Genomic DNA, 24,387 nt, shown 5'->3' on the forward strand with positions numbered 1-24,387 from the left:
TCCCTTTCGTCATGACCCGACATTCTCTCTCCGTTGCGCTGATCCAGGAGCGCAACCATGGCGATGCCGCAGCGAACCTGAGCGCAATCGAATCGCGTGTCGCCGAGGCGGCCGCGCAGGGCGCGCGCCTGGTGCTACTGCAGGAATTGCACAACGGTGCCTATTTTTGCCAGCACGAGTCGGTCGAGGAATTCGATCTGGCCGAGACGATTCCAGGCCCCAGCAGCGAGCGATTGGGCGCGCTGGCCAAGCGCCACGGCGTGGTCCTGGTCGGCTCGCTGTTCGAGCGCCGCGCTGCGGGCCTGTACCACAACACTGCCGTGGTGTTCGAGAAGGACGGCAGCCTGCTCGGCAAGTACCGCAAGATGCACATTCCCGACGACCCGGGCTTCTACGAGAAGTTCTACTTCACTCCGGGTGATCTGGGCTTCACCCCGATCCAGACGTCGGTCGGTCGTCTCGGCGTGCTGGTGTGCTGGGATCAGTGGTATCCGGAGGCCGCGCGCTTGATGGCGCTGGCCGGTGCCGAGCTGCTGCTCTACCCGACCGCGATTGGCTGGGATCCCGACGACGCGCAAGCCGAACAGGAACGCCAACGCGATGCCTGGGTACTCAGTCACCGCGGCCATGCCGTCGCCAATGGCATCCCGGTACTGAGCTGCAATCGGGTCGGCCACGAACCATCGCCGCTCGGTGCGTCGGGCATCCAGTTCTGGGGCAACAGCCACGTGCTGGGTCCACAGGGCGAATTCATCGCCGAGGCCGGAACCGACCCGACAGTGCTGGTCTGCGACGTGGACCTGCAGCGCAGCGAACACGTCCGGCGGATCTGGCCGTTCCTGCGCGACCGCCGGATCGACGCGTATGGCGACCTGCTCAAGCGCTATATCGACTGAACCCGCCGAGCGCATTGCATGAGCTGTTCCTGCGCACAGCACACCGAGCTGGTCACCAGATCTCAATACCTACCGACCTCAACACACCACCACGCCTGTTGCGCCACTGCGCCGACGAGGCCCTTCCGACGAGTCATGGCATGAACGCACTCCCCCAGGCCGACGAGGCACTCTTCGCCGACCAGCCGTACCGCATCGTCGAACGCGACGGCATCCGCTACACCTTGCTCGGTACTGCGCACGTCTCCATGGCCAGCGTCGCCGTGGTCGAGCGTGCCATCGAAAGCGGTCGCTTCGACGCAGTCGCGGTGGAACTGGATCCGCAACGCTTGCAGGCACTCACCGATCCGGACGCGCTGACCAAGCTGGATCTGGTGCAGGTGATTCGCAAAGGACGCGTCGCCCTGTTCGCAGCCAACCTGGCCCTGGCCGCCTATCAACGTCGCTTGGCCGAACAGCTCGGCATCGAACCTGGCGCCGAACTCAAACGCGCCGTGCTGCTGGCACGCGAACGGCAGTTGCCGGTCTATCTGGTGGATCGCGAGGTCGGGCTGACCTTCAAGCGTGCTTCCAGCCGACTCGGTTTGTTCGGCAAGCTCAAACTTGCCAGCGGCCTGCTCGGTGGATTGTTCGCCTCAGAGGAAGTCGGTGAAGCAGAGATCGAGAAGCTCAAACAGGGCGACATGCTTGAGGCCAGCTTCGGCGATTTCGCCAGCGAAAGCCCAGAGCTTTACGCAACCATCATCGCCGAGCGCGACTGTTACATGGCAACACGCCTGCGCGAAGAACACGCGCAACGCGCATTGACCACGCCCCCCAGCGACGAAGCGCACGCGCACAACGACGCGCATCGCACCGGGGTACGCGAAGTACTGGCGGTAGTCGGCGCCGGCCATCTGGCCGGCCTGGCCAGACACCTGCAGGACGATCAAGACGACCCGGCAACGCGACGCAAGACACTGGAAGAGGTACCGACCAAAAAGAAAGTCCCCTGGATCACCATGACCCTGACCACGCTGGTGCTCGGTGGCGTGGCCTGGGGGTACTGGCATGGCGGCTTCGCGCTGGGCACCGATTTGCTGCAGCAGTGGGTGCTGTTCACTGGCGGACTGGCCGGACTCGGCTGCCTGCTGGCCGGCGGCCATCCACTGAGCGTGATCGCCGGTGCGATTGCCGCACCGCTGAAACCATTTCGGCCTGGGGTTCCTGCCGGTGCATTCAGCGCACTGGTGGAAGTACACATGCGCAAGCCCGCCTACGGCGACTTCCTCGCACTGCGCGACGATGCGCAGAACCTGCGCGGCTGGTACCGCAACCGGGTCTCGCGAGTGGTGCTGACCTTCCTGCTCACCAACCTGGGCAGCATGCTAGGCGTATGGCTGGCCGGATTTCGCATCCTGAGCAAACTCACCAGTTGAGTCCGCCGCATGGCGACCAGGCTTTGGCCTCATGGCACGCGGGCAATCCTTTGTGCCATGGCTGCACGTAAGCCAAGGCAGGACAGTGCAGCGCTTCGGCGCTGAAGCCGTGTTCCAAAACCATCCAGCCATTGGATGGATGGCCCTCGCTGTGATTTGCGCAATTGTCGGGCGAGCGAATCACGCATGGGACATTGATTAGCATCACATGCGGCAAATTGCGCTGTCCGCCATGTCGCGCGTGGCCAGTTTCGGAGCCACGAAAGGTAAGGCTATACTCGGTTCGTTCCGTATTCCCCCACGCCGGAACACCCGTCCCGTCCTTCCGGACCACGAAACCATGCGCACGCAGCCGCTCGCCGCTTGTCTTGCTCTGGCCTTACTTGTCTCTTTCGGGAGCATCCCGGCAATGGCGCAAAACGCACCAATGCCCGCCGCTCCCGCCGCCTCCGCCCCTGTACAAGGCAATGCCGCAAACGGCCGATTGCTGACCTACACCTGCCAGGGCTGCCACGGCGTTACCGGTTACAAAAATGCCTATCCCAGCTACCGCATCCCCAAGATCGGCGGGCAATCGGCCCAATACCTGACACAGGCGCTGACCGAATATCGGCTCGGCAAGCGCAAGCACCCGACCATGCAAGCCCAGGCGGAAAGCTTCTCTGAGCAGGATATCGCCGACATCGCCGCTTTCCTGTCCACACTCAAGTAGGCTTTCCCATGTCGAACGCCGCGCACGCTCTGCGTCCAGCCATCGTCCTGCTTGCAGCCCTGTGCTTGGGGGCGTGTTCGCAATCGCAGGTGGAATCCTCCAGCACCTCGGCCGGCGATCCCGGCCACGCCAGCGGCGAGCATGGGGCCGGCTCCTCCGCCGGACTCCCCAGCGGACGCATCGCCATCGGCGAAAAACTCGCCCAGGCCAAGGGCAAGGCCACAGGGCAAAGCTGCATCAACTGCCACGGCGCCGAGGGCAACGCGCCAATCGACGCGACCTACCCCAGGCTCGGCGGCCAATACGGCGATTATCTGGCCCATGCGCTGCAGGCCTACCGCAGCGGCGACCGCCAGCACCCCTTGATGAGTCAGCAAGCGGCGCAACTGAGCGACCAGGATATCGCCGATCTGGCGGCCTACTTCGGTTCGCGCCCGAGCAGGTTGCGCGATCTGCATGGAGTGAACTGAGCACGAGCCGCTAGGCGTGCCGGCAGCCATGGCCTGGATTGGGGCTCAGCGGCTGCCGTTGTCTTCTTGCAATGCTGGCTTGAACGGCACTTTCGGTGGCGGCCGCGCACCCGCCGGCTGATCGTTGAGATTGGGATCGGTGATGCCGCATCCGCCGCCGACCTGCAGAATCGAGATCACACAGGTGATGCTGCTGCTGGTACCCGGGATGGGAATGCTGACAGACTGGATCCCGCGTCGCACCCACTCTTCCAGTAGGGTGGCATTCGGCAGCCAATACTTGTCGAAGGACGTCGGCGTGTAGTCGTATGGCGGGCGCTTGAGCCATTGGCCGGCGTTCGCGATGCGCTCGCGCGTCCAGGTATCGGTGTCGGCCCCCGGCGCGCCGTGCTCGGCGGTCTTGTTCGCGCCAGCGCCATCATCAGCCAGGCGGACACTACCATCACCATTGAACAGGCCGTTACGCGCGCCGCCCCCGACATCACCGGCCCGGTTGCGCGCCGCCGCACCCCAGTCGTCGCTACGCTGTGGCGTGGCCCAGCTTCCTTCGCGGGCGGCGGTCGCCGGCCCACTGCCTGGCGTGGCAGCATGCTGACCGGGTGGCGCCGTCGCTGATGCCGGTGCAGCCGGTGTGGCCTGCTGCGTGGTTGGAGTACTGGTTTGTGTCACCGGCGCCGGCACCACAGCAGGCACACTTGACTCCTTGACCGCTGCGGCGGCGGTGGGCACCGGTACGCTGGCTGTCGCCGGCGTCGGGACCTCGATCTGCCGCACCTGCGGTGCCTGCGCTTGAGCCAGTTCCGGCATCGGCATGGGGTTAGGCATCGGCAGTGATTGGACCTGCACCTGCGACAGTGGCGCCGGCACTTCGCGTTCGCGCACCTGCAGCGTCGGCGCAGCCGGTCGCGGCACGACCACCTCGCGCGGGCGGATCTGCGCTAAGGCGGGCGCTTCGGTGACCACCTGAACATCGCGTTCCGTCACCTGAATCTCGGGCGGCACGATCGATCGCGGCGTCGGCACCGCTGTGTGCAAGCGTGGCGGTGGCGGCAACACGAAATCGCTGGTGGGCGTGGGCGTTTCGGTGACCTGCAGCGACTGCTCTGGCGGCGGCGGGCTTTGGGCCGCAACCGGCACGTTGGCGCTCGCAGCCGCCACGGATGCAGGTGATGTCGAGGTCTTGGCTGTGCTGCGCGCGCGCTTGACCACGGCATGTGGAACACGAGTGGCGCTAACGGGTGCAGCACTGTTTGGGGGTGTCGTCAGCGCTGCCGACGCACCACCACCGGTGTCGGCAGGCGTGCCGCGACCGACGAACTCCACCTGCACCCGGCTTGCCTGACCATCGTCGGTATGCAACGGCAACCAGCGCACGAACGCAACCCACAACAAAAACACCGCGAACAGTAGGTGCAACAACAGGCTAATCAACACCGCAATGCGTCGCCACCAGCGCTGGTCGTGCGGTGCCGGATCCCAATGCTGCCACCACAGCCGGCGCAATGCCTGCCATGGACTCAGCGCCGGCAGGCGCATCGATACCGCAGGCCGTGGCGGCGGCAATGCCGCGATCAACTCGGACGCCACGAACGTGCGTGGCGCGACCGGTTGCGATGCGAGCCAATCCGCCCAACGGTCAGGTAATCCGGTAAGAGGGTCGCACGGCAGCCCGCCGGACATACGCGCCAATAGCGCGTCGAGAATGTCGGCGGCGCGTGTCACCGAGCGCGCGGACTAGGCGACCGTATCGCGCGGAATGTACGGTGCGCTGCCACTATCGTGGTCGGTCGCGTCGCGCACGGCGGTCACGCCGGGTACGCGCCCCATCAGTGTCTTCTCGATGCCCTGTTTCAGCGTCACATCGGCCATACCGCAACCGTGGCAGCCGCCACCAAAACGCAACAGCACCACGCCATCGGCAGACACTTCCTGCACCGCGACGCGGCCGCCATGCTGGGCCAATTGCGGATTGACCTCGTTTTCCACGACCCAGCGCACCCGCTCAACCAGCGAGGCCGCCTCGCCCGGTGCCTGGCCTTTGATCTTGGGTGCCTTGATCGTCAACTGCTGACCGGTTCCCTGCGTGACATAGTCGATCTCGGCTCCGTCCAGCCAGGCGACACTGTCGGCGGCGACATACAAGGTGAAACCGGCGCAATCAATCGCCCATTCGTCGCCGGCCAGGTCGGCCGGCTCTGCGAACTCCAGCCGCGCGTCGGCGCGCGCGGTTCCCGGATCGACCGCGCTCAGGCGCACCCCCATGCCGGGCACCGCCTCGCGTTCGAGCAGTTTGTGAAAGTGGGCCTGCGCGCTGTCTGATATCTGGATCATTTGGCTATTCTAGCCTTTCGCATGTCATTGGCTCATCATCAGTGCTGTTCTTTTCCGGCATCTTCAGCCACTTCGCCGTACAAACTTCATCATGAACGATCTGATCCCGCTCGCGCAGGCCCATTGTTCGCCTTGCAAGGGCAGTGAATACAAACTCACCCAGGCACGCTTGGCGGAACTGCTACCGCAAGTGCCCGGCTGGGAATTGGTCGAAAGCGACATGGCGATCAGTCGCACGTTCCGCTTCCCGGATTACCACCGCACGCTCGCGTTCGTGAATGCGCTGGCCTGGATCGCACACCGCGAAGACCACCATCCCGACCTCGGCGTGCACTACGACCGCGTGGTGGTGCGCTATTCCACCCACGACGTCGGCGGCCTGAGCGAGAACGACTTCATCTGCGCCGCCAAGGCGTCGGCCCTTTCGGAGTGAACCGTATGCCTGCCCTTTCCCGCCTTCTTGCTCATCTGGCCTGCATGAGCGCCGTGCTACTGAGCGGCTGTGGTCCATCGTCGCAATCCCAGAGTGAGGCCACCGCACAGGCCCCGACCGAGGTCGCGGCGGTGCGAACGCCACCGCCGGATTACCCGATCGAACTGGCCTGCGCGGGACTCGGCGGCAAAGTCGTGCTGAAAGTGGTGGTCGGCGTGCAAGGCAAGCCCACCGAAGTCAACGTCGTCAGCAGCAGCGGACAGGCCGCATTGGATACAGCGGCACAACAAGCCGTGCACGAATGGATGTTCAACCCCGCTACCCGCAACGGGCAGGCGGTACCGTGGACGATCCAGGTACCGGTCAACTTCACCCCACCGCAACCGCGCCCAGACCGCTGCTTCGCGCTGGACGCACAGCCCAAACACAGCGGCTGATTCAATCGAGTCAATGGGGTCGCCGCTGGGGACTGCGGCGACGCGTGCCCGCATGCCGCATCCGCAATCGATTGCGTCCAATTCGAGCAACACCCAAGGCCTGCGCGCCATTAGCGCGTGCTGTACACGCTGGCCTGAACAAGTGCGCTGATGCCAGCTGAACGCAGGCCAGCATGCTGCCACGCAGTGCGTTTTCAGCAAGCTGGCAGACACCTGACGCAGGGCATGCTGCGCCCACAAGCCACCCCAATCCTGCTAGATGAGGTACCGCATGGAGATCCGCTCACTGCCTCCCACCAAAGTCGCACTGGTCACTGCCCTGAGCGTGTTTGCGCTCGGCGCATGCCAGCGGCAACCCGCTGCGACACCAGAACAGAGTGCCATCGCTCCAGTACCGGCACAGAGCGCCCCCGCTCCTGCATCTGCAGCCTATGTCCCACCAACAGCAGATCAGTTGTACCAGTTGGTGGCACCAATTGCCCTGTTCCCCGACAAGTTACTGGCGCAGACGCTGGCCGCTTCGGTCTACCCGGACCAAGTCATGGCGGCACAGGACTGGCTACGCAACAACCGTAACCTGACAGCAGGCGACCGCCTGCAAGCCTCCGCCTCGCAACCGTGGGACCCCAGCGTCAAGGCGCTGACCGCCTTCCCCGATGTTGTCGACCAATTGGCAAGCAACGGCGACTGGACCCGTTCACTCGGCGATGCTTATGCGCACGATCCCAACGAAGTTCTAGACGCCGTCCAGGTCATGCGTGAACGTGCGCAAGCGCAAGGACACCTGCGCGATACCCCGCAACAGCGCGTGCAGGTGGTGCAGCGTACCGTCGTGGAACCTGCTCCCTATGCCGACGCAGTGCCGCCACCGCGCCGCACCATCGTGATCGAACCGGCGCAACCTGACGTGGTCTACGTGCCGCGCTACGATCCGGAGGTGGTCTACGGCGAACCGATCGGCGTGTACCGCGAGTACAGCTACCGTCCGCCGCGTCCTTACTACGATACCGGCGACCTGGTGACCACAGGCATCGTGTCCTTCGGCGTCGGCGTACTGATCGGCGAAGCCCTCGAACACCATCACCACCATATGTTCGGCTGGTTCGCACCAGAGCCCGCTTGGCACAATTGGGGCTGGAACAACTGGGGCGTGAACTGGAACGCGCCACCGTCGGTACCGAACTACGTGGTGTACAACAACAACGTCTACGCCCCGCGCACGACCATCATCAACAACCGCATCGTCAACAACCATATCGATAACCGCACTTTCGTGCGTAACAACACGGGTCCGACGCCGATGGGCGCGGGCATCGCCGCCCCTTCGCAATCATTCCCCGGGGCGCGGCCAACGGCTGCGGCGGTGGCTGCCGCAACGGCAATGGGAACGCGCATGAATATGCCGACCAACGCAAATATGCCGACGAGCGCATTTGCCCCGCAACACGCCCGCGCCATGCCCGGATCGATGCCGCAAACCATGCCGCACTTCACCGCACAGATGCTGCAAGCCGGACGCCCGGTCGCAGCGATGCCATCCTCGCAACGGCTGCAACCGTCAGGCGCATCACTCGCCGAACAGGTGCCGCGCGATCCACGCATGCCCTTGCATACTCTGGCGATGGCACAACCGAACGGGTCAAGAGCTCCCCAACCGATGTCGCTGCCGAATTTCCGCGGCCAACCCATGCCTCAAACGAGGCAGGCAGGAACATTCGCCGAACATCCCAGCATGCCTACCACGCGGATGGTCGAGCCTGCCCGTCATAGCAATGCGGGCATGCAGCCCGATTTCGCTCGCGAAACCTTCGCGCGCGACATGACCCACGCACAACCACCGCGACAAGCAACAGTGGCGCAGCCTCAGCACATACAAACCTGGCACGAACCCGCAGCGCCTGCCTATCAAGCGCGCGCAGCAGAAATGCCGCGAGAGTCCATGCGGCAGATCATGCCGCAACAACGCATGATGGAGCAGCAAATGCAAGAACAGCGGATGCAAGAACAACGCATGCAGGAACAGCGGATGCAGGAACAACGCGTGGTTCGCTTCGCGCCACCGCCGCATATGTACATGCCACGCTCCGCTGAACAGCCACAACAGGCAATGCGACCAGCACCGTCGCATAACGAGCAGCACCACGAGCACCACGACCACCACAACGGCTAAGTACTCGGCGCCGGGCGGCGACAACGCCGCCCGGCCCGGCAAGATCAGCTCCCCAGTCGGCTCAGTGCATCGGTCAATTCGTCAGCCAAGGGGGCATTCAACAAGTACGGTACCTTGCCGCCGTCCAGAGTGAACTCCAACGACGCCGCGTGCAGGAACAACCGTTTGAGTCCAATCTGCTCGCGCAAGCGCTTGTTGACCTCAGAGTCACCATACTTGTCGTCACCGGCAACCGGGTGGCCGAGATGCTGTGCATGCACGCGGATCTGATGGGTTCGGCCGGTTTCGATCCGTACTTCGCAATAAGAATGCCCTCCGCGCCGTTCCAACGTGCGGAAATGACTCAACGAAGGCTTCCCAGCCGCATGCACCTGCACATGACGTTCGCCGCCCTGGCGCAGACCGATATGCAGCGGCACTTCCACACTCATCGTCCCGTCTGGCAGGCGTCCGACCAACAAGGTCAGGTAACGCTTGCTGATGCCGCGCCCCTGCACCCGGTCATCTTCGCGCATCAACGCCTGTAATTCAGTCAACGCCGAGCGCTTCTTGGCCACGATCAGCAAACCCGAGGTGTCGCGATCAAGCCGGTGAACCAGCTCCAGCGTCTGATTCGGACGCAGGGCGCGCAGAGTCTCGATGGCACCGAAGCTGATCCCACTGCCGCCATGACTGGCTACCCCAGATGGCTTGTTCAGTGCCAGCAGACGTGGGTCTTCATAGACAATCGCGGCCTCCAGCCGTGCCATGAATGCCTCCGGCGGCGTCGTTTTTTCGCCCTCCTCGTGCAACCGCACTGGTGGAATGCGCACCTCATCGCCGACCTCCAGCTTACGCTCGGCCTTGGTACGGCCACCGTTGACACGCACCTGACCACTGCGCATCAGCTTGTAGATCAGGCTACGCGGCGCGCCCTTGAGCTGGCCGAGCAAAAAATTGTCCACACGCTGCCCAGCCCGATCCTCGGGAACCTTGAGAATGCGCACCACGCTGGTCGCGCCGTCACGCGACTTTGGAGGAACCGGAGGGGAAGTCATTGAGCGGTTTATTCTGTTACACTCGGGCGGCGAGATAAGGGTTTGATTTCGTTGGAAGTTAGCTAAGGGCCAGAAGCCCGGCTTGCGACGATTCCGGCACAGTGCGCGACCACCGCCCTCGGGGCGGCCATGTTAGCGGCTCACCGGCCTACCCCGCCATCGCCGGATGCCTCAACATCCGCGCTGAACATGCCCCGTGCGGCGTCCCCAGCCTGGCTGGAGTTCGCCGCCGGCCCTGAACCACCAAGAAAAGAAGCGCTCCCGCGGCTCGCCGTGGTGTCGTAGCGCTGGAAGCTCAAGCCGCCCTCCCCGCGCCTGCGCGATGGGCGGCGAAGCGTGACCAGAAGCGAAACCCCATGGCGTTCCGCGCGGTAGCAGCGCGAGGAACGCAACAAATGAAACGTATGCTGATCAACGCCACGCAGGCGGAAGAACTGCGTGTGGCTATCGTGGACGGCCAGACCCTGTACGACATCGACATCGAGCAGCCGTCCAAGGAACAAAAGAAATCCAACATCTACAAGGGCCGTATCACCAGGCTCGAACCTTCACTGGAAGCCGCCTTCGTCGAGTACGGCGGCGAGCGTCACGGCTTTCTGCCACTGAAGGAAATCTCCCGCGATTACTTCCAGGCCGGCGTCGACCATCACAAGGCGACAATCCGCGAGCTTCTGCGCGAAGGCCAGGAAGTCGTGGTACAGGTGGACAAGGAAGAGCGAGGCAATAAGGGCGCAGCCCTGACCACGTTCATCTCGCTGGCCGGCCGCTACATGGTGCTGATGCCGAACTCGCCCAGTGCCGGCGGCGTCTCCCGACGTATCGAGGGCGAAGATCGCGCTGCACTGAAGGAAGCATTGGACAAGCTGACCATCCCCGATGACATGGGGGTGATTATCCGCACAGCCGGTGTTGGCCGCGATGCCGAGGAGTTGCAGTGGGATCTGGAATACCTGCTCCAGGTGTGGAAATCGATCGCCGAGGCCGCACTGGCCAAGCCAGCTCCCTTCCTGATCTACCAGGAATCACGGCTAATCATTCGTGCCCTGCGCGATTACCTGCGTGCCGATATCGGCGAGATCCTTGTCGATACCGTGGAAATGTATGGCGATGCCCAGGAGTTCATGCAGCAGGTGATGCCGCAAAGCCTGCGTAAGCTCAAGCACTACACCGATGACATCCCGCTGTTCAACCGCTTCCAGATCGAATCGCAGATCGAGGCCGCCTACGAGCGCAGTGTGCGCCTGCCTTCCGGCGGCTCCATTGTCGTCGACCAGACCGAGGCACTGACTGCGGTGGACGTCAACTCCTCGCGCGCAACCAAGGGCAGCGACATCGAAGACACCGCGTTCCAGACCAACCTGGAGGCGGCCGAGGAGGTGGCGCGGCAACTGCGCCTGCGGGATCTGGGTGGCTTGGTGGTGATCGACTTCATCGACATGGCCTCCAACAAGCACCAACGCGAGGTCGAGAATCGCCTGCAAAACGCGCTCAAGTACGACCGCGCACGCGTACAGATCGGCCGGATCTCGCGTTTTGGCCTGTTGGAGATGAGCCGCCAGCGGCTGCGTCCATCGCTAGGCGAATCCAGCCAGATCATTTGCCCGCGCTGCGACGGCCATGGCCGCATGCGCAGCGTCGAGTCGTTGTCGCTGTCGATCATTCGCGTCGCCGAAGAGCACGCGATGAAGGAAAACACCGGGCAAGTCCTGGTGCAGGCCCCGGTAGAGATCGCCAACTATCTACTCAACGAAAAGCGTCGCGCGCTGAGCGAGATCGAAAAGCGCCACGACGCACCGATCGTCATCGTCGCCGACGAGCAATTACAAACCCCGCACTACGAAGTGACTCGCCTGCGCGAGAACGAGCTGAGCGAGGAAAGCACCAAGCCCAGCTACCAGCGCGGCACCCCACGCAAGCTGCCGGTGCATGCCTTGACCAAGGCACAGCTCAACATTCCGCCCGCGCCCGCTGTAACCCATGTGCAGCACTCGCAGCCGGCCCCATTGCGCGAAGCGGCAGAGGAAACGGCCGCCGCACCTGCGCCGATGCCCTCATCCGCTGCGGTCACTGCCACGCCAGCGATCGGCATCGTCGGCTGGCTGAAGCGTATTTTCGGCGCCAGCGAGAGCCTGGCGCAGACAGCGACGACATCGGAACCAGCGCAACGTCAACGTCCACAGGATGGAAACCGTAACCGCAACGAGCGTGGCGAGCGGCATGATCGCAATGCACGCCGCAACGGCGGCCAGGGCGGCAACGCAGCACGTGGTAACGGCGGCGGCAACGCGCGCCGCGACGAGCGCCGGACCGGCAACAACGGCGCGGGACACAGCGGCGGCCAGCAGACTCCGTCGCCCAAGCCAGCACGCAGCGAGCAGACGTCGCAACAAGCCAAGCAGCAGCAAGCTCCGAAGCCGCAGAAACAGCAAACGCAGAACCCACAACGCCAGCCCAAACCACAACAGGAAGCGCCCCAGGCTGCGCAGCAGAACGAAAAGCCAACGCGTCAGCCGCGTACCGAGGAAACCGCCAAGCAAGTTGCCCCCGCCCCCGTCGCGCCTGTCGCACTGGCACAGACTGCCGCCACCAGCGCCCCTGCTGTCGCGGTCGGTGCTGCACCGCAGCGCCAAGAGGCTCAAGCCGCAACCAGCCAGGCTCCACTCGTCGCTGCTAACCACACGAACGCCAATAGCGACGAGCACGAAATTGCCCTGGAAACCGAGCAGGCCGTGCCAGCGGGCGAGCACAACGATGGCGACGAGGTGAACGGCGAAGCTGGTGGACGCCGCCGGCGCGGACGCCGCGGTGGACGCCGCCGTCGACGCGGTAACGGTGAGACAGGTGCTATCGGCGAGGGCGAGGTTGCTGGTCTAGACGATATCGATTTGAATGCTGCAGACAACGATGGTGAGACCACCCCGGCACCAAACCGGAGTCAGCCGGAATTCGACTTCGACGACGACGCAACCGCCAACAGCAGCAACGTCAAGCCGCAATCACCATTGAAAGCAACCTCTGCAGCGCAGGAAAAGCGCGAGCCGCAGCCGCAGCCGCGGCGCGAGCGGACGCCAGCCATCGACGCGCAGGCGGCCACACGCCCGAGCATCGCGGTGTCACCGGCTTTCGTGGACAGCGCGGCACCGCAGGCGGTTACCCTCACTCAGGCCACAGTGATCGCTCCCCCTGAAGCTCACGAAGCCAACGAAGTAAGAACACAGCCAACAACCTCAGCAGACACTGCTGCCCACGCAGAGGCGTCTCGCGCGCACACCGACGCGGCAACGGCAACGCTCAACGTCGACAAGGCTGCGTCCGCCATGCGGATGGAAAGCGCAACAGAACAGACGTCTGCAATGGAGCGCCCTATCGCATCAGACGCTGCGCCGACTGCTCCAGTCACCACGATCGAGCAGCCACAAGCGGCCGCCACGCCGGCACCGACTCCGGCACCGGCCGTCGTGGCTACGCCAGTGAGAAGCGAGGATCAGATCGGCATGGCCGCGCCGGCCAGCGCACCAACGCGTGAAACCGCAGCTACTCCCTCGCGGCCTCACGATGAGCCCGCGCCTGCCAAGCCAACCTACGCCCCAGTGCAAACGACGCTGTTAGACGTCCTCAAGCCAAACACGCATGAAACCGCCACTGGCCACAGCGGCGGCACGACGTCGACGCCGGATACTGGCACCACGCCTGTCGTCGTCCAGCCTACCCGCAAGACAGAGGGCCAAGACAACGAAGACAAGGAACAATAGGATCGCAACTGATCCCATACGGATATCCCACCACAAAAAAGCGGCCTTCTGGCCGCTTTTTTGTTCTCGGCTCCCAGTGCGACACAGGCACATGTCAGCCTTGCTGACGCCGACACGGAACTGGCTTTGGTTCATCATCTCGCCAAGCCAACAGCACACCGAACTGCCGTCAATGCACCGAGCATCGTACACATGCCGCAAACGCAGACGCGGTCGGACGCTGATGCAGAACGGGGATGACTGCACCACGCTTACAACACTGTCATTCACGGAAGATGACGAAAAATAAAACGGATCCAGACCGCCTCGAATCCGTGTTGGAACGCACCCCACTATAGCGGCTGCGTGGGATCCAATAATCCGTACTGCGCGGCCAAACGTGCCAATGCGATATTATCTTGGATACCGACCTTTTCGAACAAGCGCGCCTTGTGCGTATTGACTGTTTTGGCACTGAGACTCAGGCGCTTGGCGATGTCTTCCTGACGTAAGCCACGCGTCAAAAGCAGAGCAACTTCAAGCTCACGTGGAGACAGGGCATCGAACGGCGAACCACCACCTTCCAGGTTCGCCAGCGCCAGATTCTGCGCGATGTTCGCACCGAGGTAACGCTTTCCCATCGCGACATCGCGCACTGCACGCAGCAGTTCTTGTGCATCGCTGGCCTTACCAAGGTAACCGTATGCACCGGCTTCCAACAGGCGCCTGGGCAATGGGCCATCCTCCAACACCGAGACAATAATGACCTTGGTGCCATAGTCACCCTTAACAATGCGCTCGGTGACTTCGAGTCCGCTGACGCCCGGCATATGCATATCACACAGTACGATGTCGGGCTTCAACTGACGGATTTGCGGGATTGCCGCCTCTCCGCTTTCTGCCTCACCGACTATTTTCATATCTGTCTGATTCGAAAGAATCAGGCGCATTCCCGTCCGAACAAGAGTGTGATCATCGACCAGAAAAATCCTGATGGTCATACCATGTAGCTCCATCGCAGCAAATGCCGCGCTGGCAGACTATCCGGGTGAATTATTCAGATCAATACACATTTGTAGACAAAAAATAAAACGCGTAGCACAATTTTTCATGCACTGCGAAAAGACATCTTATTGTCACAACAAAGTACCTTGCCGAGCTTACTCAAGGCTAGGCCCGCAGGGTCGAGTGACCTGCCGGCTTGTTTTCCGGGGAAAACGCGACGGTCCCTGCGTTAGGTGAACCTAGTATGGCTGTCGTAAAGAAGAAACATTATCAGGAGAACCCTGATCTCAAGTCAGAATTTTCGGATGCTATCCGACCGTGATTCCTGACACCATTCCGCTACGACAAGCGGTGTCGCCAAACGCACTTTTCAGACACGCGCACATGCACATTGGATAAGTGTCTGGCGACACAGGCTGGAGCGTGACGTAATGCCCCACTACGATCAGGTAGAGTTCGAAAGACGTGACCTGCAGAGCGGCTACTGAATATCTATGAAAGTCCAGCCGGGACAGCATCTGGTTGGAACATCGATTTGCAGTAACGGCGATGTAGCTGCTCCCTACTACTGATTCAGCAGGACAAGATCCGCGCGAAGCTGTGGGTCAAAGTCATTGTCGAGCTTCCGCTTTGCCGTAGCGCATCCGTGCACACAAGCGCAGATACAAGATCGACAACACCCAGCAAGTCATCAACGAACGGGGCAGCGCAATGGGCGTCAACGCAATGTCCAGGCGCTGAGCCAAGGCATGCACTGCCGCGAGGGTCTACGGCCTTCAGCCCCAGGACCTCCGGGCCAATTGTTGTGCCTAGCGCTCCACACAGTGCTGGAAACGCTTGCCTCGTCCAGACTTCCCGGCACGCCTGACCATGCGCCCGGCGACCCGGGTTGCCGGCGAGGTTCTGGGGTGGCGCGATCAAAACCGCGTTGGCCTGCCAAGGGGCCGGAAACGATAGCGGCCCGCCAGGATTACGCCAAGCGGGCCGCTATGCTTTGTGCTGCAATGTTCGCTGGTGCCGAAGGTGGGACTCGAACCCACACGCTTTTAAGGGCGGCGGATTTTGAATCCGCTGCGTCTACCGATTCCGCCACTTCGGCGCGGCCGGCGAGTATAGCTGACTTGGCTTCCAGAACACCATAGGCACCAACTTCAATCTCGCAGCAGGGTGCAAGTCTACCCGCTAGGATTGACGCTGCCGCTATACTCTCATTTCTGAAACTTTAACGAGCAAGCGATGTCGGCATTGGGGGGCCTGCGTATCTTGGTGGTCGAGAACGACGAAATGAACGCGACGCTGCTGGAGCTACAGCTTGCCCAGGCCGGCGCTGATGTCGTGGGTATCGCCGCGTCGGTGAAGCAGGCCCTGGCCTTGATCGACAGCGAACGCCCAGATCGAGCGGTCCTCGATTTCCGCTTGGCAGCCGGGGAAACCAGTGAGCCAGTCGCCCGGGTGTTGAGCGAACGCGCCATCCCCTACGTGCTGGCCACCGGGGTGGCCGCGGCGTACCTTCCGACCAGTTTCGCCACTGGGGTGGTGCTGACCAAACCCTATCTGTCCGAGCAGCTCATCAAGGCATTGGGAGACGCTCACACCAAGATGACCACTAGACCTTGAGAATCCTTGATTGCTAGCTTGTCATCGCGGCAAGCTCGATTCGAGGAACATCGCCATCAACGCACACGAACGTTCACCGCCTACTGTCAGGCTCCCTGCCGACAGCGTCACGGGGGAACTGTTGCGCGGAATCGACTGGTCCAACCACGCACTGGGCCACATGGAAGGGTGGCCGCAAAGCCTGCGGACCGCCCTGTCCATTTGCCTGACGTCGCGTTTCCCGATGGTGATCCGCTGGGGCGAGCGGATGAGCAGCCTATACAACGATGCCTACATCCCGCTTCTGGGACAACGTCATCCCGCTGCATTCGGATGCCCCGCTGAAGAGGCATGGCCGGACGTGTGGCCAGCAATGAAGGCGCAGGCCGAACAGGCCTTCGCTACCGGCCAATCCACTTGGAACGCACACATACCCTTGACATTGCTGCGCAATGGCCACAGCGAACAGGTGTATTTCACCTTTTCTCATAGCCCGCTCTACGACGACCACGGCGATATCGGCGGTGTGCTGTGCGTTTGCATGGAAGACACCACGCACCTCACCCTGGAGCGCGAGCGCGATAGCCTGCTGAGGGCTCTGGACGTGCAACGCACCCAGATGGCCGATGCCTTCGAGCAATCCCCCGCCGCGCTGGCGATTTTACGCGGCCCCGACTACGTGATCGAAAGCGTCAACCCACGCTATCAGGAACTGATCGGGCCACGCGAACTGGTCGGCCGGCCGCTGGCCGAGGCGATCCCGGAGGTTCACCAGCAAGGCTTGCTGGAATTGCTGGACGGCGTGCGTGCCAGCGGCATACCGTTCACCGGCAAGTCGATGACCTTCAACCTGTGCCGCACCGCACACGGGGCGATGTCGGAAACCAATGTGGACTGTGTCTATCAGCCCATCCGCGATGCCGATGGCAACGTCACCAGAGTGTTGGTGCACGGCATTGATCGTACCGAGCAGATTCGTGCTCAGGCGCACGACAGTTTCCTGCTGATGCTCGAAGACACGCTGCAGAATTTGGATAACGCCGAGGCCATCTGCGAAACCGGCGCGGCGATGCTCGGCAAGCATCTGCGCGCGAACCGCTGCGCCTACGCGATCGTCGACCCCGACGAAGACACCTTCGATATCCGCGCTGACTACGTCGACGGTGCCGCTCACCGCACCGGACGCGCGTGCCTGAGTGAGTTCGGTAGCGATCTGCTCGACTGCCTGCGCGAGAACCGCCCCTGGGTCGTGGCCGATACCCAAACCCACACTCCTGCGCTGCGCTTGGACGATCTCGACCAGCAGCGGCTGGAGCTGCGCGCGGTGTTGACCGCGCCGCTACACAAGGCAGGACGTCTGGTTGCGGTCATCAGCGTGCACCAAACGCATCCACGCGTGTGGACGTCGGCGGAAATCGAACTGGTGCGGCTGGTGGCGGCACGCTGCTGGGAATCGATCGAACGGGCGAGCGCACAAGCGGAACTGGCCAGCAGCGAAGCACGCCTGCGCGAGTTGGCCGATGCAATGCCGCAGATCGTATTCACCGCCATGCCCGACGGCCATGTCGACTACTTCAACAAACGCTGGTACGAGTACACCGGCCTGCCGGTCGGCGAAGCCGGTTACGAGAGTTGGCGCAAGATCCATACCGCAGAAGGTTTGGCGCGGGTAATGCAGGTGTGGCCGGAAGCCTTGCGTAGCGGCGAACCCTACGAAATCGAGTATCCGCTGCGCCGTCATGACGGTAACTATCGCTGGCACCTTGGGCGCGCCCTGGCGATCCGCGACGAGGCTGGCCAGATCGTGCGCTGGATCGGCACCAACACCGACATTCACGACCGCCGCATGGTCGAACAGCGCCTGCAGGAAAGCGAGTTGCGCTTCCGCAACCTATGCGACAACGCCCCGGTCATGATCTGGATGTCCAATGCCGATGGCGATTACGAGTACATCAGCCGCCAGTGGTACCTCTACACCGGCCAGAGCGAACAGGAAGCAATGGGGACCGGCTGGCTGGAAAAGGTCCATGTCGACGACGTCGCCGCGACCGGACGCATGCTGGCACGCGCGTCAAACGACCGCCGTGCCTACACGGTCGAATACCGCTTGCGCCGCCACGACGGCGAGTACCGCTGGTGTGTGGATACCGCGAGCCCTCGTTTCAGTTCATCGGGCCAGTTCCTTGGCTTCATCGGCTCGTTGATGGACATCGCCGAACGCAAGCGCATCGAACACGCCACCGCCGCCGAGCGCTCGGCGCTGGAGATGATCACCACCGGAAAACCCTTGAACACGGTGTTGGAAGCAATCACGCGGGGTATCGAAGCGCAGAGCGATGTCGGCTTGCGCTGCACCATCATGCTCGTCGACGAACACCAGCAATGCTTGTTGGTGGGCGCGGCACCGAGCATGCCGGACGGATTCCGCAAGGCCATTCATCGCCTACCGATCGATGCCAACACAGGCTCCTGCGGACGCGCGGCGCACTTGCGCCGGCAGGTCCTGTGCAGCGATGTCCGCCTGGATTCGCACTGGCAAAAGTATCTGACCGTGGCCGTCGAAGCCGACATCATCGCTTGCTGCTCCACCCCGATCATCGCCAGCGATGGCGATGTGTTGGGCGTGGTCGCGCTGTATTTCCCATTCGTGCACTACCCCAATGCAAACGAACAAGAACTGGCCCGCTCGGCCTCGCGCCTAGCCGGCATTATCATCGAACGTCGTAAAACCGACCTGCGCCTGCAGCAACTGCTCGACGCCGAGCAGAATGCGCGCAGCGAAGCCGAACGCGCCAGCCGCATGAAAGACGAATTCCTAGCCACATTGAGTCACGAACTGCGTACCCCACTCAATGCGATCCTGGGCTGGGCGCGACTCATGCAGGAGACGGCGGTGCGCGAAAAAGATCTCAGCAAGGGCTTGCAAGTGATCGAGCGCAGCGCCCATACCCAGGCGCAGATCATCGACGACTTGCTGGACATGAGCGCGATTCTTTCCGGCAAGGTCCGCCTGGAACCGACAGAATTGGATCTGCACGCTCTGATCTGCGAAACGATCGACGCAGCCCGGCCCAGCGCCGAAGACAAGGGCGTGGATATCGCGCTGATCCCGCATAGCGCGCCGCTCCCCCCGTATCTGGGCGATACGGTACGCCTGCAGCAGGTGTTGACCAATTTGATCGGCAATGCGATCAAGTTCACTCCCAGCACAGGCAAGATCACGGTGACGCTGAGCAACAGCAGCACCCATATGAGCATCGAAGTCAGCGATACCGGCTTGGGTATCGAACCGCTGTTTCTGCCGCACGTGTTCGATCGCTTCCGTCAGGCCGATGCCAGCAGTACCCGCAGTGCCGGTGGACTCGGCCTGGGCTTGGCCATCGCCAAGCAATTGGCGGAACTGCATCATGGGCAATTGTCGGTCAGCAGCGATGGCCTGGGCCTGGGCTCGACCTTTACCCTGCTATTGCCGCGTAACGATCTGCATGGGCTGGATCACATCAGCAGCCAAGACGGCAGCGCGATCACCAGTGGTGGATTGCGTCCTGGCGGCATTCGTGTGGATGGAGTCCGCGTGTTGGTGGTCGACGACGATATGGATTCTCGCGGCGTCACCCAGCGCTTTTTGCAGGAAGCCGGTGCGACCGTGGAAACCGCAGTCTCCGCCGACGACGCCGAGGCACTGTTGCGCGAGCGCCCTTATGCGCTGTTGATCAGCGACGTGGGCATGCCGCGCCGCGATGGACATAGCCTGATTCGCAGCATCCGCGCACGCGGGGCCGGACCGACCAGCCGCATTCCCGCAATCGCACTGACCGCCTACGTGCGCAGCGAAGATCGTGCGCTGGCCTTGGAAGCCGGCTTCGATGCACACCTGGGTAAACCCGTGGATCCGGTGAAGTTGATCGAACTGGCGGCTTCGCTGGTGACGCCACCGCCAGTGACCGAACAAGGCTCCAACTCCAACTCCAAGACCGAACCAGCCTGAGTCTGGCTGCCAAGATCGCGCGGCAGCCAGCGTCTGCACTTCAGCCGCGCTTTGCCCGCGCGAACGCGTCGGCCAGGGCGTTGTTGGCCGGTGCGATGGCAGGTTGCCGTGGTTTGGCATTACCGCCGCCCCTGTTGCCATCGCGTTGCTCGCGACGCGCCGCATCGACCGGCACGCGTGCGCCACCGTCGCGTTCGCCTGTCCGCGTCGGCGCCGGCGTGTCGTCCAGGCGCCGGGTCAGTGCGATGCGCTTACGCGCCACATCCACTTCCAGCACCTTGACCTTGACGATGTCGCCGGCCTTGACCACCTCACGCGGATCCTTGACGTAGCTGTCCGACAAGGCGGAGATATGCACCAGGCCATCCTGGTGCACGCCGATATCGACGAATGCACCGAAAGCGGCGACGTTGCTGACCACCCCCTCCAGCACCATGCCCGGCTTGAGGTCCTTGATGTCCTCCACGCCGTCGGCGAAACGTGCGGCCTTGAACTCCGGACGCGGGTCGCGCCCCGGCTTTTCAAGTTCCTTGAGGATGTCGCGCACGGTCGGCAAACCAAACGTCGCGTCGGTGAACTGATCCGGCTTGAGGCTACGCAGGAAACTGCCATCGCCGATCAGCGCCTTGATCGGCTTGCCGGTGGCACCGACGATGCGCTCCACCACCGGATAGGCTTCCGGATGCACTGCCGAGGCATCCAGCGGTTCCTCGCCATCGGCAATGCGCAGGAAGCCGGCGCACTGTTCGAAGGTCTTCTCGCCCAGCCGCGACACTTTCAGCAGTTCCTTGCGGCGCTTGAACGGACCATTGTCGTCGCGATGACGCACGATGTTCTCGGCCACGCTGGAGGAAAGCCCCGACACCCGCGACAGCAGTGCCGCCGAGGCGGTATTGACGTACACACCCACCGCGTTGACGCAGTCCTCCACCCTGGCATCCAATGCCCGCGCAAGGCGGTACTGGTCCACGTCGTGTTGGTACTGGCCCACGCCGATCGCTTTCGGCTCGATCTTGACCAGTTCCGCCAACGGGTCCTGCAAACGCCGCGCGATTGACACCGCTCCACGCAGCGATACGTCCAATTGCGGGAACTCCTTTGCCGCAAATTCCGAGGCCGAATACACCGATGCCCCTGCCTCGCTGACCACGATCTTTTCCAGCGACAGTTGCGGATTGTGCTTGATCAAATCCGCCGCCAGCTTATCGGTCTCGCGGCTGGCGGTGCCGTTGCCGATGGCGATCAGTTCCACGCCATGCTGGGTGCACAACTGCTTGAGGGTGTGCAACGCCTGATCCCATTGCCGGCGCGGCTCGTGCGGATAAATCGTCTCGGTGGCGAGCAGCTTGCCGGTGGCATCGACCACCGCGATCTTGCAGCCGGTCCGGATACCCGGGTCCAGCCCCAAGGTCACGCGCGGACCGGCCGGCGCGGCCAGCATTAAATCCTGCAGGTTGTCGCCGAACACGGCGATGGCCTCGGCCTCGGCTTTTTCGCGCGCCTGATTGAACAGATCCAGCAGCAGATGCATGTGCAGCTTGGCACGCCAGGTCATGCGGCAGGCATCGAGCAGCCAGCGATCGCCGGGCCGGCCCTGGTTGGCGATCCCCGCACGCAATGCGACCCGCCCCTCGGCGTACTGATGGCCAGCGTCGGCGTCGCTGCCCGGATCCAGTTCCAGGGAGACGATATCTTCGCGACGCGCACGAAACAGGGCCAACAAGCGGTGCGAGGGAATTTTCGCCAGAGCTTCGGCGTGATCGAAATAATCGCGATACTTGGCCCCTTCCTGCTCCTTGCCTTCGGCGACGCGAGCGCGGATCACCCCGACCTCGCTCAACCAGGTACGCAATTCGCCGACCAACGACGCATCTTCGCCCCAGCGTTCCATCAGGATCGCACGCGCGCCTTCCAACGCCGCCTTGACGTCGGCCACGCCTTTGTCTGCATCGACGAAACCGGCGGCAACGGTTTCCGGCACCTGTGACGGATCGGCCAGCAGTCCATCGGCCAGCGGTTCCAGCCCAGCCTCGCGGGCGATCTGCGCACGCGTGCGGCGCTTGGGCTTGTATGGAAGGTAGAGGTCTTCCAAACGCGACTTGGTGTCGGCGGCGACGATTTCCGCGCGCAGCTCATCGCTGAGCTTGCCCTGCTCGGCGATGCTGCTCAGGACCGCGGCGCGGCGCTCCTCCAGTTCGCGCAGGTAGACCAGACGCACTTCCAGATTGCGTAGCTGGGTGTCGTCCAGGCCGCCGGTGACTTCCTTACGATAGCGCGCGATGAACGGGACGCTGGCACCTTCATCCAGCAGCGCGATGGCAGCGCGCGCTTGCGCTGGCTGCGCACCGATCTCCACGGCGATGGTGTTGGCGATCTGCTGGGCGAGCTGAGTGTCTTGCATTGCGTCCGGCCGAAGCCGCCTTGCGGAAAACCGCTATTTTCGCAGTGCGCACGCCACCGGGGAACCCGTTGACAGGCGCACGCAGACCTGTCGCGCTCAACTCACTCCGTTCGGGCCGTCCAACACCATGCGGACCTTACGGGTCAGTTCCTGGCGGTTGTAGGGCTTGGCCAGCACTTCGAATTCGTTGCCACCGGCATCGGTGCGCTCGATCGAAGACTCCGCATAGCCGGTCGTCAGCAAGACCTTGATACGCGGGCGTCGACGCCGCACCTCGCGCGCCAGCATCACCCCATTGAGGCCACCGGGCATAATCAGATCCGAATACAACAAGTCCACGTGGATGCCGGTATCGATCAGCGCCAGTGCTTCGCGCGCGTTGTACACCACATGCGTGATGTAGCCCTGGTCTTCGAGGAACAGGCGCGCCAAGTCGGCGATGTCCGGCCGGTCCTCCACGATCAGGATGGTTTCGTCGCCCTGACGATCGAATGGGCGGCGTGTGCGCGAGTCGCGTGGCGCCATGTTCTCGACGTTGTCGTCGATCGGGAAATACAAGCGCACGGTGGTGCCATGGCCATCTTCGGAATACAGGCGCACCGCCCCACCGGATTGCTTGGCAAAGCCATAGACCATCGACAGGCCCAGTCCAGTCCCCTTGCCTTCGTCCTTTGTGGTGAAGAACGGATCCAGCACACGGGCCAGCACCTCCGGCGGCATACCGCTGCCGTTATCGGTGACCGATACGCACACGTAGTGACCGGGCAGCAAATTATCGTAGGTCGTCGGCTCGTTGACGCGTACCGACACATTGCGGGTATGGATCACCAAGCGCGGCACGGGCTGCTCGGCCATCGCATCGCGTGCGTTGATCAAGATGTTTAGTAACGCGACCTCGGCCTGGGTCGGATCGATCCGGCAGTTGCGCAAATCCGAGGCCAGTTCCAGCGAAAATGCGATGCCCTCGCCGAGAGTGCGCTTTGCCACATCGCTCATCCCCGCTACCAGCGTATTGAGATTGAGTACGCGTCCTTCCAACTTCTGCTTGCGCGCGAACGCCAACAATTGTTGGGTCAACCGCGCTGCCTGGCTGGCGGCATCGCGGGCACGCTCCACGCTCTTGGACAACAATGGCGAAGTGGCCGGTTCGCTCTGCACCGCATTTTCGATCAGCTCCAGATAACCGGACATGATCTGCAGCAGGTTGTTGAAATCGTGCGCGATACCACCGGTGAGCTGACCCAAAGCCTCCATCTTCTGCGCCTGACGCAAGGCATCCTCGGCATCGCGGCGACGGCTGACATCCAATTGCGAACCGAAGAAGTAAACCAGCTCGCCACGCTCGTCGTAGACCGGAGAGATGTACAACGCGTTCCAGAAACTGGAACCATCCTTGCGGTAGTTGAGGATCTCCACGGCCACTTCTGTGCGCGCGGCGATGGCATCGCGCACGCTGCGCACGGTTTCACGATCTGTGTCGGGCCCTTGCAGGAAGCGGCAATTATTGCCGATCAGCTCCTCCTGACTGTAGCCGGTCATCTCCAGGAACGCGCGATTGACGAAGATGATCGGGTTATCCGCCTGGTGCGGATCGGTGACGATCATCGGCATGCGCGTGGTCTGCACCGCCGCGAAGAAGATATCGCTGCGCCGGCTGGACCCGGCATCAGGTGCGTCCGGGTCGACGCTTGCAAGCAAAGAATGGGGGGGGCTGGAGTCGGATGCGGACATGGTCGGGACAGGTCGATGCGAACCATCGCTG

General features: G+C 62.8%; 16 protein-coding genes and 1 tRNA gene. 10 read left to right on the forward strand and 7 right to left on the reverse strand.

Annotation, left to right across the window (positions count from 1 at the left end):
- The first annotated feature begins 11 nt into the window (after positions 1-11).
- The 4 genes from XALGPE39_RS07040 to XALGPE39_RS07060 all read left to right on the forward strand — a co-directional run bounded on the left by XALGPE39_RS07040 (position 12) and on the right by XALGPE39_RS07060 (position 3,496).
- Positions 12-896, forward strand: coding sequence for a carbon-nitrogen hydrolase (locus tag XALGPE39_RS07040; protein ID WP_045729038.1), 885 nt, complete (start codon positions 12-14; stop codon positions 894-896).
- Between the two features lie 140 nt (positions 897-1,036).
- Positions 1,037-2,314 (forward strand): TraB/GumN family protein, encoded by a 1,278-nt coding sequence (locus XALGPE39_RS07045; protein ID WP_045727565.1) that lies wholly within the window; start codon positions 1,037-1,039, stop codon positions 2,312-2,314.
- A 340-nt stretch (positions 2,315-2,654) separates the two neighbouring features.
- Entirely contained in the window at positions 2,655-3,026 is a 372-nt protein-coding gene (locus XALGPE39_RS07055) for a cytochrome c (protein ID WP_045727567.1), read from the forward strand.
- A gap of 8 nt (positions 3,027-3,034) precedes the next feature.
- Positions 3,035-3,496 carry a cytochrome c gene (locus XALGPE39_RS07060; RefSeq protein WP_045727568.1) on the forward strand — a complete coding sequence of 154 codons (462 nt, stop codon included), beginning with the start codon at positions 3,035-3,037 and terminating at the stop codon, positions 3,494-3,496.
- Positions 3,497-3,541: 45 nt separating this feature from the next.
- On the opposite strand, the gene XALGPE39_RS07065 is transcribed toward XALGPE39_RS07060, so the two are convergent.
- A complete protein-coding gene (locus XALGPE39_RS07065) occupies positions 3,542-5,218 on the reverse strand; it encodes a hypothetical protein (RefSeq protein WP_045727569.1) in 1,677 nt (558 codons plus the stop codon).
- Positions 5,219-5,230: 12 nt separating this feature from the next.
- Positions 5,231-5,827, reverse strand: coding sequence for an NfuA family Fe-S biogenesis protein (locus tag XALGPE39_RS07070; RefSeq protein ID WP_045727570.1), 597 nt, complete (start codon positions 5,825-5,827; stop codon positions 5,231-5,233).
- 91 nt (positions 5,828-5,918) lie between these two features.
- On the opposite strand from XALGPE39_RS07070, the gene XALGPE39_RS07075 reads away from it, so the two are divergent.
- From XALGPE39_RS07075 to XALGPE39_RS07085, 3 genes are all read left to right on the forward strand, one after another.
- The gene (locus tag XALGPE39_RS07075; RefSeq protein WP_045727571.1) at positions 5,919-6,260 is read left to right on the forward strand and encodes a 4a-hydroxytetrahydrobiopterin dehydratase; all 342 of its coding nucleotides are present in this window, start codon (positions 5,919-5,921) and stop codon (positions 6,258-6,260) included.
- A gap of 5 nt (positions 6,261-6,265) precedes the next feature.
- Positions 6,266-6,697, forward strand: a complete 432-nt coding sequence (locus XALGPE39_RS07080) for an energy transducer TonB (RefSeq protein WP_045727572.1) — start codon at positions 6,266-6,268, stop codon at positions 6,695-6,697.
- A gap of 271 nt (positions 6,698-6,968) precedes the next feature.
- The gene (locus XALGPE39_RS07085) at positions 6,969-8,867 is read left to right on the forward strand and encodes a DUF3300 domain-containing protein (RefSeq protein ID WP_045727573.1); all 1,899 of its coding nucleotides are present in this window, start codon (positions 6,969-6,971) and stop codon (positions 8,865-8,867) included.
- A gap of 44 nt (positions 8,868-8,911) precedes the next feature.
- Here the strand turns inward: XALGPE39_RS07085 and XALGPE39_RS07090 are convergent, their stop codons facing one another.
- A complete protein-coding gene (locus tag XALGPE39_RS07090; protein ID WP_045727574.1) occupies positions 8,912-9,904 on the reverse strand; it encodes an RluA family pseudouridine synthase in 993 nt (330 codons plus the stop codon).
- A 395-nt stretch (positions 9,905-10,299) separates the two neighbouring features.
- Between XALGPE39_RS07090 and XALGPE39_RS07095 the strand changes: the two genes are divergently transcribed.
- Positions 10,300-13,656 carry an Rne/Rng family ribonuclease gene (locus XALGPE39_RS07095; protein WP_082061845.1) on the forward strand — a complete coding sequence of 1,119 codons (3,357 nt, stop codon included), beginning with the start codon at positions 10,300-10,302 and terminating at the stop codon, positions 13,654-13,656.
- Positions 13,657-13,988: 332 nt separating this feature from the next.
- Here the strand turns inward: XALGPE39_RS07095 and XALGPE39_RS07100 are convergent, their stop codons facing one another.
- Positions 13,989-14,636, reverse strand: a complete 648-nt coding sequence (locus XALGPE39_RS07100) for a response regulator (RefSeq protein WP_045729040.1) — start codon at positions 14,634-14,636, stop codon at positions 13,989-13,991.
- A gap of 1,016 nt (positions 14,637-15,652) precedes the next feature.
- Positions 15,653-15,739 (reverse strand) — tRNA-Leu (locus XALGPE39_RS07105).
- Between the two features lie 137 nt (positions 15,740-15,876).
- Between XALGPE39_RS07105 and XALGPE39_RS07110 the strand changes: the two genes are divergently transcribed.
- The gene (locus XALGPE39_RS07110; RefSeq protein ID WP_045727575.1) at positions 15,877-16,257 is read left to right on the forward strand and encodes a response regulator; all 381 of its coding nucleotides are present in this window, start codon (positions 15,877-15,879) and stop codon (positions 16,255-16,257) included.
- A 10-nt stretch (positions 16,258-16,267) separates the two neighbouring features.
- Entirely contained in the window at positions 16,268-20,224 is a 3,957-nt protein-coding gene (locus tag XALGPE39_RS07115) for a PAS domain S-box protein (RefSeq protein WP_235429769.1), read from the forward strand.
- A gap of 40 nt (positions 20,225-20,264) precedes the next feature.
- Here XALGPE39_RS07115 and XALGPE39_RS07120 read toward each other — a convergent pair whose 3' ends face one another.
- The gene (locus XALGPE39_RS07120) at positions 20,265-22,625 is read right to left on the reverse strand and encodes a Tex family protein (protein WP_045727576.1); all 2,361 of its coding nucleotides are present in this window, start codon (positions 22,623-22,625) and stop codon (positions 20,265-20,267) included.
- A 96-nt stretch (positions 22,626-22,721) separates the two neighbouring features.
- Entirely contained in the window at positions 22,722-24,356 is a 1,635-nt protein-coding gene (locus XALGPE39_RS07125; protein ID WP_045727577.1) for a hybrid sensor histidine kinase/response regulator, read from the reverse strand.
- Positions 24,357-24,387: the final 31 nt, after the last annotated feature.

This window comes from Xanthomonas sp. GPE 39 (assembly GCF_000963005.1).
In the GTDB taxonomy this organism is placed as follows: Bacteria; Pseudomonadota; Gammaproteobacteria; order Xanthomonadales; family Xanthomonadaceae; genus Xanthomonas_A.